Source organism: Pseudazoarcus pumilus (genome assembly GCF_002872475.1).
GTDB lineage: Bacteria > Pseudomonadota > Gammaproteobacteria > Burkholderiales > Rhodocyclaceae > Pseudazoarcus > Pseudazoarcus pumilus.
On record NZ_CP025682.1, the window covers coordinates 2,816,462 to 2,832,224 of the forward strand.

Annotated in this window: 23 protein-coding genes; 10 read left to right on the top strand and 13 right to left on the bottom strand. The window is 67.7% G+C overall.

Annotated elements, in window-relative coordinates:
• The 8 genes from C0099_RS13725 to C0099_RS13760 all read right to left on the bottom strand — a co-directional run bounded on the left by C0099_RS13725 (position 1) and on the right by C0099_RS13760 (position 5,582).
• A complete protein-coding gene (locus C0099_RS13725) occupies positions 1-183 on the bottom strand; it encodes a hypothetical protein (RefSeq protein ID WP_102247942.1) in 183 nt (60 codons plus the stop codon).
• Positions 183-683, bottom strand: a complete 501-nt coding sequence (locus C0099_RS13730) for a host-nuclease inhibitor Gam family protein (protein WP_102247943.1) — start codon at positions 681-683, stop codon at positions 183-185. The genes C0099_RS13725 and C0099_RS13730 overlap by 1 nt, the downstream gene beginning before the upstream one ends.
• Positions 684-686: 3 nt before the next feature.
• Complete coding sequence (locus C0099_RS13735; RefSeq protein WP_102247944.1) at positions 687-1,538, bottom strand: helix-turn-helix domain-containing protein; 852 nt, start codon at positions 1,536-1,538, stop codon at positions 687-689.
• On the bottom strand, positions 1,535-1,780 hold the full coding sequence (locus tag C0099_RS13740) for a hypothetical protein (RefSeq protein ID WP_102247945.1): 246 nt from the start codon (positions 1,778-1,780) through the stop codon (positions 1,535-1,537). Before C0099_RS13740 ends, C0099_RS13735 begins: the two co-directional genes overlap by 4 nt.
• Positions 1,777-2,103, bottom strand: a complete 327-nt coding sequence (locus C0099_RS13745; RefSeq protein WP_102247946.1) for a hypothetical protein — start codon at positions 2,101-2,103, stop codon at positions 1,777-1,779. The genes C0099_RS13740 and C0099_RS13745 overlap by 4 nt, the downstream gene beginning before the upstream one ends.
• The gene (locus C0099_RS13750; RefSeq protein ID WP_102247947.1) at positions 2,096-2,686 is read right to left on the bottom strand and encodes a hypothetical protein; all 591 of its coding nucleotides are present in this window, start codon (positions 2,684-2,686) and stop codon (positions 2,096-2,098) included. The genes C0099_RS13745 and C0099_RS13750 overlap by 8 nt, the downstream gene beginning before the upstream one ends.
• Entirely contained in the window at positions 2,683-3,414 is a 732-nt protein-coding gene (locus C0099_RS13755) for a chromosome partitioning protein ParA (RefSeq protein WP_102247948.1), read from the bottom strand. Before C0099_RS13755 ends, C0099_RS13750 begins: the two co-directional genes overlap by 4 nt.
• Before the next feature lie 65 nt (positions 3,415-3,479).
• Positions 3,480-5,582 (bottom strand): Mu transposase C-terminal domain-containing protein, encoded by a 2,103-nt coding sequence (locus C0099_RS13760; RefSeq protein WP_102247949.1) that lies wholly within the window; start codon positions 5,580-5,582, stop codon positions 3,480-3,482.
• 101 nt (positions 5,583-5,683) lie between these two features.
• Here C0099_RS13760 and C0099_RS16345 point away from each other — a divergent pair, with 101 nt between their 5' ends.
• Complete coding sequence (locus tag C0099_RS16345) at positions 5,684-5,878, top strand: KTSC domain-containing protein (protein ID WP_408634138.1); 195 nt, start codon at positions 5,684-5,686, stop codon at positions 5,876-5,878.
• On the opposite strand, the gene C0099_RS16065 is transcribed toward C0099_RS16345, so the two are convergent.
• Genes C0099_RS16065 through C0099_RS13775 form a run of 3 tightly spaced genes read right to left on the bottom strand, consistent with a single transcriptional unit; the run spans position 5,805 to position 6,810 of the window.
• Positions 5,805-6,041, bottom strand: coding sequence for a hypothetical protein (locus tag C0099_RS16065; protein WP_164084833.1), 237 nt, complete (start codon positions 6,039-6,041; stop codon positions 5,805-5,807). The genes C0099_RS16345 and C0099_RS16065 overlap by 74 nt on opposite strands.
• Positions 6,038-6,475 (bottom strand): hypothetical protein, encoded by a 438-nt coding sequence (locus C0099_RS13770; RefSeq protein WP_102247951.1) that lies wholly within the window; start codon positions 6,473-6,475, stop codon positions 6,038-6,040. Before C0099_RS13770 ends, C0099_RS16065 begins: the two co-directional genes overlap by 4 nt.
• A 2-nt stretch (positions 6,476-6,477) precedes the next feature.
• Positions 6,478-6,810, bottom strand: a complete 333-nt coding sequence (locus tag C0099_RS13775; RefSeq protein ID WP_102247952.1) for a helix-turn-helix domain-containing protein — start codon at positions 6,808-6,810, stop codon at positions 6,478-6,480.
• 219 nt (positions 6,811-7,029) lie between these two features.
• Between C0099_RS13775 and C0099_RS13780 the strand changes: the two genes are divergently transcribed.
• The gene (locus C0099_RS13780) at positions 7,030-7,737 is read left to right on the top strand and encodes an XRE family transcriptional regulator (RefSeq protein ID WP_102247953.1); all 708 of its coding nucleotides are present in this window, start codon (positions 7,030-7,032) and stop codon (positions 7,735-7,737) included.
• Between the two features lie 244 nt (positions 7,738-7,981).
• Here the strand turns inward: C0099_RS13780 and C0099_RS13785 are convergent, their stop codons facing one another.
• Both C0099_RS13785 and C0099_RS13790 read right to left on the bottom strand, forming a co-directional pair.
• Positions 7,982-8,716 carry a class I SAM-dependent methyltransferase gene (locus C0099_RS13785; protein WP_102247954.1) on the bottom strand — a complete coding sequence of 245 codons (735 nt, stop codon included), beginning with the start codon at positions 8,714-8,716 and terminating at the stop codon, positions 7,982-7,984.
• Positions 8,717-8,754: 38 nt separating this feature from the next.
• Entirely contained in the window at positions 8,755-9,495 is a 741-nt protein-coding gene (locus tag C0099_RS13790) for a hypothetical protein (protein ID WP_102247955.1), read from the bottom strand.
• A 166-nt stretch (positions 9,496-9,661) separates the two neighbouring features.
• Between C0099_RS13790 and thiL the strand changes: the two genes are divergently transcribed.
• From thiL to hpf, 8 genes are all read left to right on the top strand, one after another.
• Entirely contained in the window at positions 9,662-10,612 is a 951-nt protein-coding gene (gene thiL / locus C0099_RS13795; protein WP_102248521.1) for a thiamine-phosphate kinase, read from the top strand.
• 11 nt (positions 10,613-10,623) lie between these two features.
• On the top strand, positions 10,624-11,103 hold the full coding sequence (locus C0099_RS13800; protein ID WP_102247956.1) for a phosphatidylglycerophosphatase A family protein: 480 nt from the start codon (positions 10,624-10,626) through the stop codon (positions 11,101-11,103).
• Positions 11,100-11,600 carry a CinA family protein gene (locus C0099_RS13805; RefSeq protein WP_102247957.1) on the top strand — a complete coding sequence of 167 codons (501 nt, stop codon included), beginning with the start codon at positions 11,100-11,102 and terminating at the stop codon, positions 11,598-11,600. The genes C0099_RS13800 and C0099_RS13805 overlap by 4 nt, the downstream gene beginning before the upstream one ends.
• Before the next feature lie 71 nt (positions 11,601-11,671).
• Positions 11,672-12,703, top strand: a complete 1,032-nt coding sequence (gene recA, locus C0099_RS13810; protein WP_102247958.1) for a recombinase RecA — start codon at positions 11,672-11,674, stop codon at positions 12,701-12,703.
• Positions 12,703-13,158 carry a regulatory protein RecX gene (locus tag C0099_RS13815; protein WP_102247959.1) on the top strand — a complete coding sequence of 152 codons (456 nt, stop codon included), beginning with the start codon at positions 12,703-12,705 and terminating at the stop codon, positions 13,156-13,158. The genes recA and C0099_RS13815 overlap by 1 nt, the downstream gene beginning before the upstream one ends.
• Positions 13,145-13,870: an LPS export ABC transporter ATP-binding protein gene (gene lptB, locus C0099_RS13820; RefSeq protein WP_102247960.1), complete on the top strand. Its 726-nt coding sequence runs from the start codon at positions 13,145-13,147 to the stop codon at positions 13,868-13,870. The genes C0099_RS13815 and lptB overlap by 14 nt, the downstream gene beginning before the upstream one ends.
• Positions 13,871-13,886: 16 nt before the next feature.
• Positions 13,887-15,338 (top strand): RNA polymerase factor sigma-54, encoded by a 1,452-nt coding sequence (locus C0099_RS13825; RefSeq protein ID WP_102247961.1) that lies wholly within the window; start codon positions 13,887-13,889, stop codon positions 15,336-15,338.
• Positions 15,339-15,364: 26 nt separating this feature from the next.
• Positions 15,365-15,703, top strand: coding sequence for a ribosome hibernation-promoting factor, HPF/YfiA family (gene hpf / locus C0099_RS13830; protein ID WP_102247962.1), 339 nt, complete (start codon positions 15,365-15,367; stop codon positions 15,701-15,703).
• Positions 15,704-15,763: the final 60 nt, after the last annotated feature.

Here is a 15,763-nt window from a genome sequence, read left to right on the forward strand (position 1 = left end):
TTATTCAGGGGCCGCTTCGGGCGGTGCGGGGTTGGCTTTCAGGTAATCGCGCAGCGCCTCGACGGAGGCGAGCGCGGCCTGGTGGGCGGGGCTGTCGGGCCGGGCGCCGTTGGGGAGGAAGTCGACGCTCACGCCGATCTCATCCCCCTCGGTGTCGGTGAACCGGATGCTGGCGGTGGCCATTACGCGACCTCCGCGATGGCGTCGCGCTTGATCTCGTAGCCGAAGGCGTCTTCGCTCTTGAGGGTGGCGCCGACGGCGTGCAGGGTCTCAAGCGGCAGGTTCTTCATCGCCTCCTTGTCGCACTCCTCCTTCACGCGGATGCATTGCGTGAGCTGCAGATCCTTGAGCGCCTGCAGGGTGTCGGCGATGCGCTTGATGACGACCTTGGTCGAGATGCGAAAGCCGACGCTGCCGAAGGTCAGCCCGCGAGTCTTGGCGCGGACGAACTCGGCGCGGTTGGCCTCGGCGAATTCCTTGATGGCCATCTCGAGGCCGAGCTTCTTGTTCTGCAGCGGTTCGGCCGCGGCCTTGGTGGACGCGCGGATGGCGTCGATGCGTTCCTGCTGGTCGGCTTCGAGCAGGGCCAGTTCGCGGTCGATCTCGCCGATGTTGCGCAGGCAGGTGTCGACCTCGTCCCAGGTTTGCAGCGCGGGTTCGCTGGAGATGCGTTTGCGTGGCATCGTTCAGGCTCCTTTGAGGGGGTAATCGGTGTGCGCCGGCACGCCCAGCAAGCGCGCCAGGCGAGCGGTGTCGTCGGGGAAGATCTGGATGATCTGGTCGGCGTCGTGAATGCACAGCCGGCCGTCGTCCCACAGGGAAAACTGCAGGCGCGAAGTGACTCGTTCAGTGGCCTCGGTTGCCGGTGCCTTGTCTGGCGCGGTTTCGGCAGCGGGTTGGACGACTTGCGGTGGTGGTGCTGGCGTCTCTTCCGGCAGCGCTTCGGTGGCGCGGAAACAATGCGCGCTGCCGCCGAGGCCCTGGCGCTCGCCGACTTTCTCGACCTGGCCCTTGTCGACCAGGCGATAGATGAGCTGGCGTGTGTTCTCCACGCTGCTGTCGATTCGCTCGGCGACTTCGGCCACGGTGAGCGGCTCGCCGGCGGCGCGAAGCACGGCGAGCGCTCGCGCGGACATTTCGCCACGTTTGTGCTTGTGCATTGCGGGTTCCTCCTGTTTCGGGGTGGGCGCGGTCGCGCGCGTGCGCGGTGCGCTGGCCGCGCGCAGCGCCGGCACGATGGGCGCTTGGCGCACGAACAGCGCGCGGTGGCTCTTGCCCGTCCAGCCGGCGCTGGGCAGTTGCACGCCGGTGGGCCAGATGGCCAGCCACGGGGCGGCATCGCCACGGCGCTGGATCTGCGCGGTGTTGATGCGGCACTCGGCCGCGAGCGCCTCGAGGGCGGGCTCGAACTCGGCCGCGCCCACGTCGAGCTTTGCGCGTACCTCGTCCGCGCGCACTGGGTGCTGGCTGCTGGCGCGGCCGATGGCGGCGAGGATGCGGTCGGGCAGATCGGCCGAAACCACCGCGGGCGCGTTCATCGCTCGCGCTCCTCGTTCAGCGTGGCGATCAGCGGTCGGCCGGCCTCCCACACCTCGCCGCAGGCCTCGCGGTAGATGTGGACGACGTCGACGGCGCGGTCGGCTAGGTCCATGGCGCCGGCGGCCAGCGCGTCGGCGCGATGCTCGCGGTGCTCGACCGAGAACTTCATCGCCAGCACGCCGCAGGCGAAGGCCATCACCAACGGCAAAACGCGGCGTTCGCAGAATTCGGTGGTGTTCATGAGCGCTTCCTCCTGTTGTGCGGGCAGCGCCGGCAGGCGCGCCAATGCGGCACCTCAAGCGCGGTGATGGCGGGGTAGCTGCGCAAGGCGTAGCCGCGGCACTGCGCGGCCGTGATGGCGGTGCCGAGGTACGGGCAATCGATGCTCACCAGCTCACCCATCACGGCGGCGGCGATCTTGCGGGTGTCGCCGTAGGTACCCGAGAGCACGCGGCTGATCGCCGGGCGGCTGTAGCCGAGGCGCTCGGCCACACCGGTGACGCCGCGCGGGTCGGCGGCGATCGCGCGGCGCAGGTGCTCGAGCCAGTCGGTGGCGTCATGCATCGCTCACCTCCGCCGCCTCTGGCCGAAGGATGTTTCCGGTGTTGGGGTCGAAGACCACGCCATGGCGCTGGCGCCAGACCGGCGCGGCGCGGCCAAGGTCACGCTTGAGCCACCACAGGATGTGGCCGTTCGAAGTCATGGCCGTGCCCGGTACGCGCCGGCGCATGCGCTGCACCACACCGACGCGCTCGAGTTGCACCAGCCAGCGGCGCAGGTTGTCGGCGGGGTCGCGTTCGGAGCCGTCGGCCAGCGTGGTGAGCAGATCCGCGACGGTGAACTTGCGGATCTCGCGCATCAGCCACCAGGCACGCTGGCGCAGGCCGTAGGTGCGTTCGTGCCGACGCCGGCCCTGGCCGCTGGCAATGACGCGGCCGTTGGCCAGCCAATCGCGCCCGGCTGGCGTGACTCGATACAGGCCGGTACTCGGCACCTCGATCAGGCGCTTGCGCTTGAGGCGCACGGCGGTGGTGGTGACCAGGTTGCTGCCGCGGCCGAGCTGCTCGACCACCTCGGCCGTGGTGATGCCGTCCGGCCGGCTGGCGATCAGCTCCAGCATGGGCTGAGAGAGGCGGTTGAACGTCATGCGGCCCTCCGCACGCCACCGCGCACCACTGCCCGGTTGAAGTCCTCGCACAGCGCCAGGCCCTTCACGTCGGCCGCTTCCACGACCTTCTTGCCGTTGCGCCGCGCCACCGCCTCGACGCGGTTGATGGCGGTCATCACCAGGCGCATGCGCGCGTCGGTATCGCGGTGGATGCGCTCGACCAGATCCGGGGAGATCTCCACCTCACCCAGCTGCCGGCAGGCGGCGCCGACGTCGTCGAGCGTGCTCTTGTGGAAGTCGCACACGTAGGAGATGCGCGAGGCGATCTGCATGCGCCGGGCGAACTTGGGCCGATCCTGCTCCATGGCGGCCATCACCATCAAGGTGCAGCTCTTGTCGGTGATGCCGCGCAGGCGCTCGAGGCACGCGGCGTTGTTGCCCAGCGCGAAGGCGGACTCATCCAAGACGATGGGGATTTCCTCGCCGGCGATGGTCTCCTCGATCTTGCGCTCGTACCCACGCACCGACTCGATGCCGAGCTTCTCGGCCAATTCGACGAGCATGCGCGTGGGCGTCCAGCCCTCCTGGGCGGTGAGCATCACCGCGCCCACCTCGGCCGCCCAGTTGTGCAGCGTGGTGGTCTTGCCTTCGCCGGGCCGGCCGATGACCAGCATCCAGCCGGCCTCCAGCGCGCCGCGCGCCTCCAGCATGGCGATGCCGGCGCGAAAGCGCTTGGCGTTCTCGGTGCGGACGAATTCACGTTTCATGCGATACACTCCTCGTTGCAGGTTCTGCCCTGTGCTTCAAACAAGGCCGTCGCGTGAGTTGCAGCTCACTCGGCGGCCGCCCTCTTCAAGTCCTCGGTTTCCTCGTCTTCGAGCTGGTCGCCGTACAGGTACATGGCGATGTCGGTGATGTCGTTGTGCTGGCGCTCGGCGGGCTCGATTGCCGTTACGGCCCCCGTGCGCTCGGTCGCCGGTGTCGCGGCCGGTAACGCTTCGGCAGGTTCCGGCGCGCTGAAGAATTCGGTGGCGAAGTCGATGACCCGGGCTTCCTCGGCCGGGGCGTCGAGGGTGCGGAACGGGTTGCGCGCTGCGATGTTTTCGATCTGCTGCTCGCGCCGACGCACGGCGGCCCGCTCGCGCTTTTCCAGCGCGGCTTCGTAGAGGCTTTGCGGACGTGGGAGCCGGCCTTCCAGGAACTGCGCTTCGCAGATCAAGCGGCCCTGCAGGTCCTTCACCCACACGCGGCGCCAGTCCATGATGTCGATGGCCACCTGCACCCACTCGCCGTTCCAGTGCTCCAGCTCGGGGTGGTCGTAGCGCTGGCCGCTGTGGGGGCTCACGCCGCCGCGCTTGACCTGCTTTTTCACGTGCGGCCGGAAGGCGTCGACGATGGCCGCGTCAGACATGGCCACCGGCTCCCAGCCCTCGGCGCGGAATTGCTCCAGACGCTCGCGCGGGGTCATGTGGCGGCGCTTGCCGGTGGCCGGATCGGTGATCTTCGGCAGGTTGCGGTTGGGCATGTCGCGGCGCTTCTCGACCATGCGCTGCATCACCGCCACGCCTTCATCGAAGCTGTCGATCACCAGCCCCTTGCCGGCGCGTTCGGCCTCGCGCTTGGCCTTGTCGCGCGCGACCAGGTCGCCGCGCTTGGCCGCGCGCACCATCTGCGTGGTGAATTTCTGCACCCGCTTGAAGGCCAGCGAATCCATGCTCTTGCCCTGGTACGTGGCCAGCGCCCGCGCCTCACGGTCGTAGTAGGCGTGCAGGTTCTCGGCCAGGCCGTTGGCTTGACTGTTGCCCTTGCCGGTGGCCAGCATCGCCGGGTGCACGATGGTGATGCCCAGGCGTTCCTGCAGGCTGGTGATGGGGTCGAACTCGAAGCGGTCGTTCTTGACGCTGCCCGTGCTGTCGGTCTGGAAGACGGCCGGCACGCCGAAGGTGCGGATGTAGTTCTCCAGGCACTTGGCGATGACCTCGAAGGATTCGGTCATGCCGATGGCCGGGTCGGCCGGGTAGCCGGTGGCGAAGTCGATGGCCGTCCACACCTCGTAGGTGACGTATTCGCCCGTCACCGGGTGCGGCGCGCTGAAGTGCGTGCACCAGCCGTCGGCGTGACACTCCATCGCGGGCAGCAGCCCGGCGCGGGTGCGCACGTTGTAGCGCCGGTGAGATTGCAGGTCCATGCCGTTGTGACGCCCGACGAGCTGGTCGATGGCGCTGAACTTCTCGCGGAAGAAGCGCGCCACTACGTCGTAGCTCGGCGGGGTGTCACCCCAGGCCGGGTTCCACTGTTCGACGAGTTGCTCGTGCAGCCAACGCAACGTGCTGCCCTGCGGCCGCTGACGCAGGCTCACGGCCAGTGCGTGCCAGGGCTTGATGGTCATATCGCGCTGCGGCACACGCGGCGCCAGGTCCTGAGTGGCGAGCCACTTGTACAGCGCGCGCCGGCTCGGGTAGCCGTCGCCAGGTCGGCCGCGTGAATCGCGCGCCGTGCGCAGCATCTGCTGCAGGTGCGGCTCGAGGCGGCCCGCGCGGGCGTTGGTCAGCAGTGTCGTGATCGCCTGTTCGCGCGAGCACCCGGCCTCGGCCTGCAGCCGGCCGATCGCCGCCAGCACACCGGCGCGTGCATCGCGCTGCAGGCGCTGGCGCTCGGTCAGCTCGGTATCGGCCACCGGCAACGCGGGTGGCTTGGGCGTCGGTGCTGCCGGCACGCTCGCGGTGTCATTCGCGCCCAGCGTCGCCGCCTTGTGCGTGAGCAGCGCCAGGCGTACGTCGGCAGGCAGGTCGGCGGGGGCGTAGAGGCGGCGCTTGCCGCCGCGCACCGGCTCTTCAACGCACGGCCAGGCTTCTCGATCGGCGCGGATCTCCACGGCCCGCTTCGACCTACTCTGCGCCTGAGCGATTTCCGCCAGCGTCACCCGCGTGCTCATATCCGCCGCCCTCCCCGGTTTTGGCGAGGGCCCATCCCGCTAGAATGGCCGTGCAGGCTCGCAATCTGCCCGCCATTCACTCCGGGAGAACCCTCATGGAAATGATTCCTGTCTCGTCCAGCGCCATTGCCGCCATCGGATACGACCCCGACACTCGACGCATGAGAATCACGTTCACGTCGGGCGGGACCTACGACTTCTGTGGAGTGCCTGAACATGTGTTCACCGGCTTCCTTCACGCGCCGTCGAAGGGCTCGTTCTACGATCAGCACATCCGAGACCGCTATCAATGCTGATGGCAATTACCTCCTCGATCGCGGCAAGCTCTGCGCGGTGATCGGTAACCCACACGGGCCAGTCCTTGCGGGGCAGATCGGGCCGATCGGTAACGGTCAGGTTGTGGCTTGCCGACAAGGCCAGATGCGCACGTCTCAAGGCGTTGATGACTTGATCGGTCATTGCTGTTCCCCCAGTAGCTTCTTCAGTTCCCGCTCCTGCCGCGCCAGCTCGTCGCGCTTGCGGCTCACCTTGCCCAGCTGTGCCTCGAGCGCGTCGCGCCCCACGGACAGCCGCGCCCCTCGCAGGTCGGCGATCCAGGCGGTGATTTCGTGGGTTTCCAGTGCGGCTTCCAACGCCGGCAGGTACTCGAGCGGAAAGCGCCAGCCCTCGCGGCTCTCGGCCGTCCAGGAATCGAGCTGGTGCTTGCTGATGTGGTCGCCCGTCAGCTCCGACATGCGCGCGGCCACTTCGAAACGCGACATCGGGCTGCGCTTGAGCAGGTCGGAGAGCAGCCCGCGTAGCGCCGGACCGATGGCCAGCGCGCCGGGTGTCGGACGCACCGGCACCGGCACTTCGAACAGGTCCATCGTCAACGGGTCGACGCGGCGCGGCATGTCTACGCAACCTGTTGCGTTTTGCCATTGTGTTGGCAATGGGCTGGGGTAGACTGGATAGCCAAACGGGTGCGCCGGATGCCGCGTTGGCGCGGGCGGCCGTCCGGGTAATAGCGGCTAGGCCAGATCTCTTGTACGGGCACGCCGATCGCGTCGGCAATGCGCCGCTCGTTGATCGGATAGCTGCGGTCGAAGGTGTGGCTCAGCGTATTGCCGCGGATGCCGTGATGTTCGCCAAGCGCGCGCAGCGTCCAGCCCTTCTTCTCGAGAGCGGCCTTGATGTCGGCCGGATGCCAGTCCTCGCGGCTGGCCTTTTTTGCGGGAGCGGTTGCCATCTGTAACCCATCCTCTAGCGTGGTCGATGGGTTGCATTAGATGCTCAAATTTGCGCACTGTCAACCGTGTTGACTACCCGCATTTGCTTTCGCACTTTAGGGAATTCTGATGTACAACTCTAGCGGGGCAAATCCGCCAAACGGCGCGGGGTGTGGGCAAGTGCGAATGTTTGTGCGGTTTCGCACTTTCGTTTCGCGCTTCGTGCGGCGAAGTGCGAAATGACGGTCGGCAATCGCATCAGGGAGGCACGCACGCGGCTGGGGCTTTCGCAACCAGAAGCGTCGAGCAAATCCGGTATTCCTCTCGGGACACTGCGCAAATATGAGCACGACTCAAGCCTGCCAGGTGCCGAGGCAATCACCGGCTTCGTCCGTCTTGGGGTCAATAGCAACTGGCTGCTGACCGGCGAGGGTCCGATGCTGCTGTCAGATACACCTCTAGCTGAGCGGGCCGCGCCGCTCGCGGGAAGTAGTGAGGAGACGGTCTCGACGGACGACGCCGGCTACGTCGCCGTGGCGCTCTACAATGGCATCCACGCGGCCGCTGGCCATGGCGCCGTAGCGGGCACCGAGACGCCCGACGACGCGCTGATGTTCAAGGAAGATTGGATCCGCTTCGAACTCGGCGCGAAGCCCGCGGATCTCTGTCTGATCCGCGTAAGCGGCGACAGCATGGAGCCCACCCTGCGCGCCGGCGACGTGATCCTGGTCGATCGGCGCGCCCAGCAGCCCGACCGCGAAGGCATCTACATCCTGCGCATGGACGACATGCTCCTGGTCAAGCGCCTGCAGGCACTGCCCGGCGGCGTGCTCCAGGTCTCCAGCGACAACGCAGCCTTCGCCACCTGGACGCTCAAGGTCTCCGAGCTCGAAGCCAACGCGGTGCACATCATCGGCCGCGTCGTCTGGGCCGGTCGCCGCTTCTAATCACCCCGCGCGCGGTCGATGCCAAATCCCGCGCAAACCTGAGCGGCGCCCGCGCAAAATGTTCACTCGCGGTCACCGACCACCGATGACGTCAAAGCCCAAGCGGCACGCGGCTTCCCCCCGAAGCTCGGCCGATCCCGTGCCGTGCCAAAACGATCACCTCCCCTCACCCCTCGATTCAACGCCACAACTTCCAGGTCCGGACTCGCACCCTACCCACAGTGACGAGCGCGGTGCGCGCGTCTCAGCGCTTGCGGCACACCAGCAGGAAGTTCTTCGACGAGAGCATCGTGAAACCGTTGCCGTCGGCGTAGCGGCCGTAACGGCGCGGGTTGATCAGCGACTTGAGCGCGCCCACACCCATCACCAGCAACGTCACCGGCAGCAGCCACAGGGGCTTGCGGCTGTCGATGGTGGCCTCCACCGCCTGCACGTCGAGGCCGGCGCCGGCGACGATCTCCTTGACGCGCGAGAGCGTGATCGGCATGCGCACGTTGGCCTCGGGGTTGTCGACGGTCTGCTCGTAGCCGGGGCGGTCGAAGCGCATGCCCAGACTGCCGTCGAAAAGAAAGCTCAGGCGGCGATCGAGCGTGGCGAAGTTGGGGCAACTCAGGTACAGCGTGCCGCCGCTCTTGAGCAGGCGGGCGAACTCGAAGATCGCGTTCTCCGGGCAGAACAGGCGCTGGATGCCGGCGATCGAGACGATCACGTCGAAACCCGCATCGGGAATGGCCAGCGGTCGGTTCAGGTCGGCGACCTCGACCGACAGGCCGTACTGCCCGCCCTCGAAGTTGCCCGGATCGATGTCGTAGCACGACACCTCGAAGCCGTGCTCCTGCAACTGACGCGACATCGCGCCGGCGCCGCAGGGCGCGTCCATCAGCCGCAGGCCGCGGCCGCCGTCGGGATGGTCGCGACGCACGCGCTCGAAGACGACGCGGTGGGCCGAGCGGTCGGCCATCAGCTTGATTTGTGCCACTGAGTTCTCCTGGAGGCTGGTAACAGGGCACGCCGCGCTCAGGCCCGGCGCGCCGCGAAGATTCGATCGAAATGCACGCAGATGCGCCCGGCCGAGCGACGCTCGCAGGCCAGATGCAGACGTTCGCGCGTGTGCAGGCGCGAGGCCAGTTCGCGCGGCAAGCGCAGACGCGCCATTCTCGCCCACTCCGGGCCAAAACCGTTCTTGAAGCGCGCGAAGGCGGCATCCAGGTCGCTCTCACCGAAGTGCCGCGCAACATCGAAGAACAATCGCGTCAGCAGGTAGCGGTAATAACGATGCGGGCGCAGCATGCGCGTGAGCAGGCCGGCACGGAAGCCGCCTTCGTAGTCGATGTGCATGAGACTGCCGTCGCGGGCGACGAGGATATTGGCGAGCTTGCGGTCGCGCATGCCCAGCCGCAGCGCGCTCGCCGCCAGCGTGCCGAGCTGGTCGAACAGGTCGATGCGGTAGTGCGCCGGATCGAGGCGCTCGAGGCTGGCGTCGCCGACGTCGCGCATCGCGATCCAGCCCTCGCCGAGCGGCACGATCGCGCAGTGCGGCACGGCCAGCGCGGCCAGCACCGCGTCAACGCGCAAGTCCTTGTCGGCATCCTTGGGGCGCTTGACGATCCACGCGGCCTCGCCCGTGCCAAAGCGGTACACCGGATTGGTCGCGGCCAGCGCCTCCCAGTGCCTGCGCTCGGGCGTCGCGTCGCGGCCGCCGATGCGATCGAGGGCATCGACAACCGACGCGGGGACGGGGCAGGCGGAATCGGGCATGAACGGACGGACGCGCCGCAAAAGGGCGCATTCTAGAGCACGCGGGCAAGACTGCGGCGCACCAGTGCGCTTTGCTATACTGCGCCGCAACCGTTCCGGCCCGCAGCGATGCGGGCCGGTCTTGTTCGTGGCGACCGCCGCGCACACCTCCTATCATGCAAACATCATGGCGTCCGAGTTCGAACTGATCCGGCAGCACTTCACCCGCGACGGCCGCCACACCGATCTGGGCGTGGGCGACGACGCGGCGCTGTTCACGCCGACGGCGGGCATGCAGCTGGTCGTGTCCACCGACATGCTGGTCGAGGGCACGCACTTCCTGCCGGACACCGATCCGCGGGACCTGGGCTGGAAGACCCTCGCCGTGAACGTCTCCGACATCGCCGCCATGGGCGCGACACCACGCTGGAGCCTGCTCGCGCTGGCAATGCCGGCACCCGACGAGGCCTGGGTCGAGGGCTTCGCGCGCGGTCTGTTCGAGTGCGCGCAGGCCTTCGACATCGATCTGGTCGGCGGTGACACCACGCGCGGCCCGCGTACCCTGTGCGTGACGATCTTCGGCGAGGTGCCGGCCGGGCACGCCATCACGCGCGGCGGGGCAGCGCCCGGCGACGAGGTGTGGGTCACCGGCGCGCCGGGACGCGCCGCGCTGGGGCTGGCCCACCTGCAGGGACGTCTGCGCCTGACCGACGCGGGCGCGGCCGAATGCGTCGCCGCACTGCAGCGCCCGCAACCGCGCGTTGCCGCCGGGCGGGCACTGCGCGACGTGGCGAGCGCGATGCTCGACGTCTCCGACGGCATCGCCGGCGACCTCGGTCACATCCTGGAGCGCTCCGGCGTCGGCGCCGAGATCCAGGTCGCGGCTCTGCCGCTGGATGCGCTGATCGCGTTCGGCGCGGACGATGCAGCCGCCCGCGCGGCCTGCCTCTCCGGCGGCGACGACTACGAACTGCTATTTACCGCGCCGGCGGCACAGCGCGCCGCGATCGAGCGCATCGCCACCACGCAGGATCTGGCGATCACACGCATCGGTCGCATCGACGACACCCCCGGCCTGCGCGTTGTCGATGCCGACGGCAACGTCGGCACGGCCGGCGGTTACGATCACTTCAGCTAGACCCGCCACCGATGGATCCGACCCCCCGCTTCCTCCTCGCCCACCCCTCGCACTTCATCGCCCTGGGCTTTGGCGCCGGCCTGTCGCCGGTGGCACCCGGCACCTTCGGCACGCTGCTGGGCTGGGCGCTCTATCCGCTGCTGGCGTGGTCGCTGTCCGAGCCGATGCTGTTCGTGATGCTGGTGGTGTTCTTCGCCGGTGGCGTGCTCGCCTCCGAACGCGCCGGGCGTGCGCTGGGCGTTGCGGATCACGGCGCCATCGTATGGGACGAGATGGTGGCGATCTGGCTGGTGCTCGCCCTGGCGCCGCCGACGCTCGTCTGGCAGGCGGTGGCAGTGGTGTTGTTCCGCTTCTTCGACATCGTCAAGCCGCCGCCGGTGCGCAATGTCGAAGCGGCCTTCAAGGGCGGCTTCGGGGTGATGATCGACGACATCGTGGCAGCCGGCTACGCCCTGCTGGTGCTGGCGATTCTGGTGAGGATATTCGCATGACGGCTGTCGACGACGAACTCGAAGCGCTGGCCACCGAGGTCGGGCGCTGGCTGACGCAGCACGGCTGGCTGCTCGCCACGGCCGAGTCGTGCACCGGCGGGTGGATTTCGACCGCGGTCACCGCGGTGGCCGGCAGTTCGGACTGGTTCGACCGCGGCTTCGTGACCTACTCCTACGAGGCCAAGGAAGAAGTGCTCGGGGTGGCGCGCGCGACGCTGGAACGACATGGCGCGGTCAGCGAAGCGGTGGTGCGGCAGATGGCCACCGGCGCGCTGACCGCGAGTCGCGCCGACATCGCATTGGCCGTGTCCGGCATCGCCGGGCCGGGCGGCGCCACCGCCGACAAACCGGTGGGCACCGTGTGTTTCGCCTGGGCGCGGCGCGACGGCGCGGTGACGAGCGAGACGCTACGCTTCGACGGGGATCGCCGCGCGGTGCGCCTGGCCACGGTGCGCCACGCGCTGGGCGTGCTGGCCGCACGCATCGGGGCACGCTAGATGCGGGGCGCGGCGCCGCGCTCATGCAATCTCTGTGCCATAATTTCCCACACTTAACGCAAGGACACGACATGGACGACAACAAGGCCAAGGCACTCGCCGCGGCGCTCACCCAGATCGAGCGTCAGTTCGGCAAGGGTTCGATCATGCGCATGGGCGACGACAGCCCCGAGCGCGACATCCAGTCGGTGTCGACCGGCTCGCTCGGGCTGGACATCGCGCTGGGGCTGGGCGGCCTGCCGCGCGGACGCGTCGTCGAAGTCTATGGCCCGGAGTCCTCCGGCAAGACGACGCTGACCCTGCAAGTCATCGCCGAGATGCAGAAAATCGGCGGCACGGCGGCCTTCATCGACGCCGAGCACGCGCTCGACGTGGGCTACGCCGAGAAGCTCGGCGTCAAGATCGAGGACTTGCTGATCTCGCAGCCCGACACCGGCGAGCAGGCGCTGGAAATCGCCGACATGCTGGTGCGCTCGGGCGGCGTCGACATGGTGGTCATCGACTCGGTCGCGGCGCTCACCCCGAAGGCCGAGATCGAGGGCGAGATGGGCGATCAGCTGCCCGGCCTGCAGGCGCGTCTGATGAGTCAGGCCCTGCGCAAGCTCACCGCCAACATCAAGCGCACCAACACGCTGGTGATCTTCATCAACCAGATCCGCATGAAGATCGGCGTGATGTTCGGCAACCCCGAGACCACCACCGGCGGCAACGCGCTCAAGTTCTATTCGAGCGTGCGCCTGGACATCCGCCGTACCGGCGCGATCAAGCGTGGCGACGAGGTGGTCGGCTCGGAGACGCGCTGCAAGGTCGTCAAGAACAAGGTCGCGCCGCCGTTCCGCGAAGCGCGCTTCGACATCCTCTACGGCACCGGCATCTCGCGCGAGGGCGAGATCATCGATCTGGGCGTGGAACACAAGATCGTCGACAAGTCCGGCGCCTGGTATGCCTACAACGGCGACAAGATCGGTCAGGGCAAGGACAACTGCCGCGAGTTCCTGAGCAACAACCCGGCTCTGGCGCGCGAGATCGAGAACAAGGTGCGCGTGGCCGTGGGGCTGCAGGAGATGCCCGCGAGCGAAGCGGCGCCCGAAGCTCAGACCTGATGACCGACGCGGCGGACCGGCTGCGGCAAAAGGCGCTGCGCCTGCTCGCCCTGCGCGAGCACTCGCGTGCGGAGCTGGCCCGCAAGCTCGACGGCCTGGGCACCCCTGACGAAGTCGAAGCGACGCTCGAGCGCATGGCCGAACTCGGCCTGCAGTCGGACCGGCGCTTCGCCGAGAGCTGGGTGCGCAGCAAGGCCGGGCGTTTCGGTACGGCGCGACTGCGCATGGATCTGGCGCGTCGCGGCATCGACGCCGATACCATCGTCGAGGTGCTGGGCGCGGCGGACGCCGGCACCGACATCGAACGCGCCCGCGCAGTGTGGGCGACAAAATTCGGCACGCTCGCACGCGATCGCCGCGAATGGGCAAGACAGGCGCGCTTCCTGCAGGGGCGCGGATTTTCGACCGACGTGATCGCGAAGCTGCTGAAAGAGGGACCGGATGAGCCTGCTTGAAGTATCGGGACTGCGCAAGAAATACAAGGCTCGCACGGTCGTGCGCGATGTGGACTTCGAGGTCGGCCCCGGCGAGGTGGTGGGCCTGCTCGGGCCGAACGGCGCCGGCAAGACCACCTGTTTCTACATGATCGTCGGTCTGGTGCGCTGCGATGCCGGTGCGATCCGCCTCGACGGCGCCGAACTCACGCACCTGCCGATCCACCGCCGCGCACGCATGGGCCTGTCCTACCTGCCGCAGGAGATGAGCGTGTTCCGCCGCCTGACAGTCGCCGACAATGTGCGTGCAGTCCTGGAGCTGCAGGAAGGTCAGGACGCCGCCAAGCTGGAGGAGCGCCTCGAAGGGCTGCTCGAGGATCTGGGCATCGCCCACCTGGCCGACAGCATGGCCGTGTCGCTGTCCGGCGGCGAGCGCCGCCGCTGCGAGATCGCCCGCGCGCTGGCCACCAACCCGCGGCTGATCCTGCTCGATGAACCCTTCGCCGGCGTCGACCCGATCGCCGTGCTCGACATCCAGAAAATCATCCGCTATCTCAAGGAGCGCGGCATCGGCGTGCTGATCACCGACCACAACGTGCGCGAGACGCTGGGCATCTGCGACCACGCCTACATCATCAGCGAAGGCGAGGTACTCGCGCGCGGCCGGCCCGACGAGATCATCGAGGACGAGCGCGTGCGTCGCGTCTATCTGGGCGAACACTTCCGGCTGTAGCCGGGCCAATGGCGACATGAAGCAATCCCTCCAGCTCAAGCTCTCGCAGTCGCTCACGCTGACGCCGCAGTTGCAGCAGTCGATCCGCCTGCTGCAACTGTCGACGATCGAGCTCAATCAGGAGATCGAGCGCTTTCTCGCCGAGAACCCGCTGCTCGAACGCGAGGACGGCGAGGACGCGCCACCGCCGGCACGCGGCGAGGCGGGCGCGCAGGAGACCACCACCAGCACGACCGATCACGCCAGCGAGCGCGAGAACGAAAGCGAGCGCGAAAGGTCGGCCTCCGACACTTCGGCGGATTTCCCCGAGCCCGGCGGCGACTGGGGCAGCGGCAGCCCGCGCAGCCACGACGACGAGGACGAGCGCGACTACCAGGACGTGCAGGCCGCGTCGATCAGCCTGCGCGAGCATCTCAACGAGCAGATCAGCCTGTCTCCGATGTCCGACCGCGACCGCCTGCTGGCGCGCTTCATCATCGAGGCGCTCGACGACGACGGCTACCTGCACCAGTCGCTCGAGGAACTGCTGGAGGTCATTCCGGAAGACTTCGAGGTCGAACTCGACGACCTGCACATCGCGCTCAGCCAGATCCAGAGCCTGGAGCCGGCCGGCATCGCGGCACGCACGCCGGCCGAGTGCCTGGCGCTGCAACTGCGCGCGCAGCCGGCCGATGCATGCCGCGACCTCGCACTGGACATCGTCGAACACCACCTGCAACTGCTCGCCGAGCGCAATTTCGCCCGCCTGCGCCGCGAAACCGGCCGCAGCGACGACGAGCTGCGCGCGGCGCATGCACTCATCCGCGGACTCGACCCGCACCCCGGCCTGCAGTACGGCGCCGACGACACCGGCTACATCGTGCCCGATGTGGTCGTGCGCAAGACGCGCGCAGGCTGGCGCGCCAGCCTCAACGGCGACGCCATGCCCAAACTGCGCGTCAACCAGCTCTACGCCAGCATCCTGCAGCAGAACCGCGGCTCCAACGGGGCGCTCACCGGCCAGCTGCAGGAAGCGCGCTGGCTGATCAAGAACGTGCAGCAGCGCTTCGACACGATTCTGCGCGTCTCGCAGGCCATCGTTGACCAGCAGCGTCAGTTCTTCGAATATGGAGACGTGGCGATGCGGCCCCTGACGCTGCGCGAAATCGCCGACGAACTGGAGTTGCACGAATCGACCATCTCGCGGGTGACGACGCAGAAGTACATGTCCACGCCGCGCGGCGTGTTCGAACTCAAGTACTTCTTCGGCAGTCATGTATCCACGGACACGGGCGGATCCGCCTCGTCGACCGCCATCCGCGCACTCATCCGCCAACTGGTCGATGCCGAGGACAAGAAGAAGCCGCTATCCGATTCCCGCATCACGGACTTGCTCGGCGAGCAGGGCATCGTCGTCGCACGCCGCACGATCGCCAAGTACCGGGAATCCCTGAACATCCCACCGGTCAGTCAGCGCAAGCAGATCTGACCTCACCCACGACGCGAGGAGCGATCATGAATCTCAACATCACCGGACACCACGTAGAAGTCACTCCCGCCATCCGCGAGTACGTCTCGGGCAAGCTCGACCGCGTGATCCGTCACTTCGACAACGTCACCAGCATCAACGTGATCCTGTCGGTCGAGAAACTCGTGCAAAAGGCCGAGGTCACCTTGCATGTGCGCGGCAAGGACTTGTTCGCCGAGGCCGAGGACGGCGATCTCTACGCGGCCGTCGACGCGATGACCGACAAGCTCGACCGCCAGGTGCTCAAGCACAAGAACAAGAACCTCGAGCACAACCACGAGGCGCTCAAGCACCAGCCGGCCGACGAAGCCGCCGGTGAGCAATAGGGCGTGCAATAGTTCGCTGCATTGCACAATCGATTCTGCAAACCCGACGGGGTGCGTTTA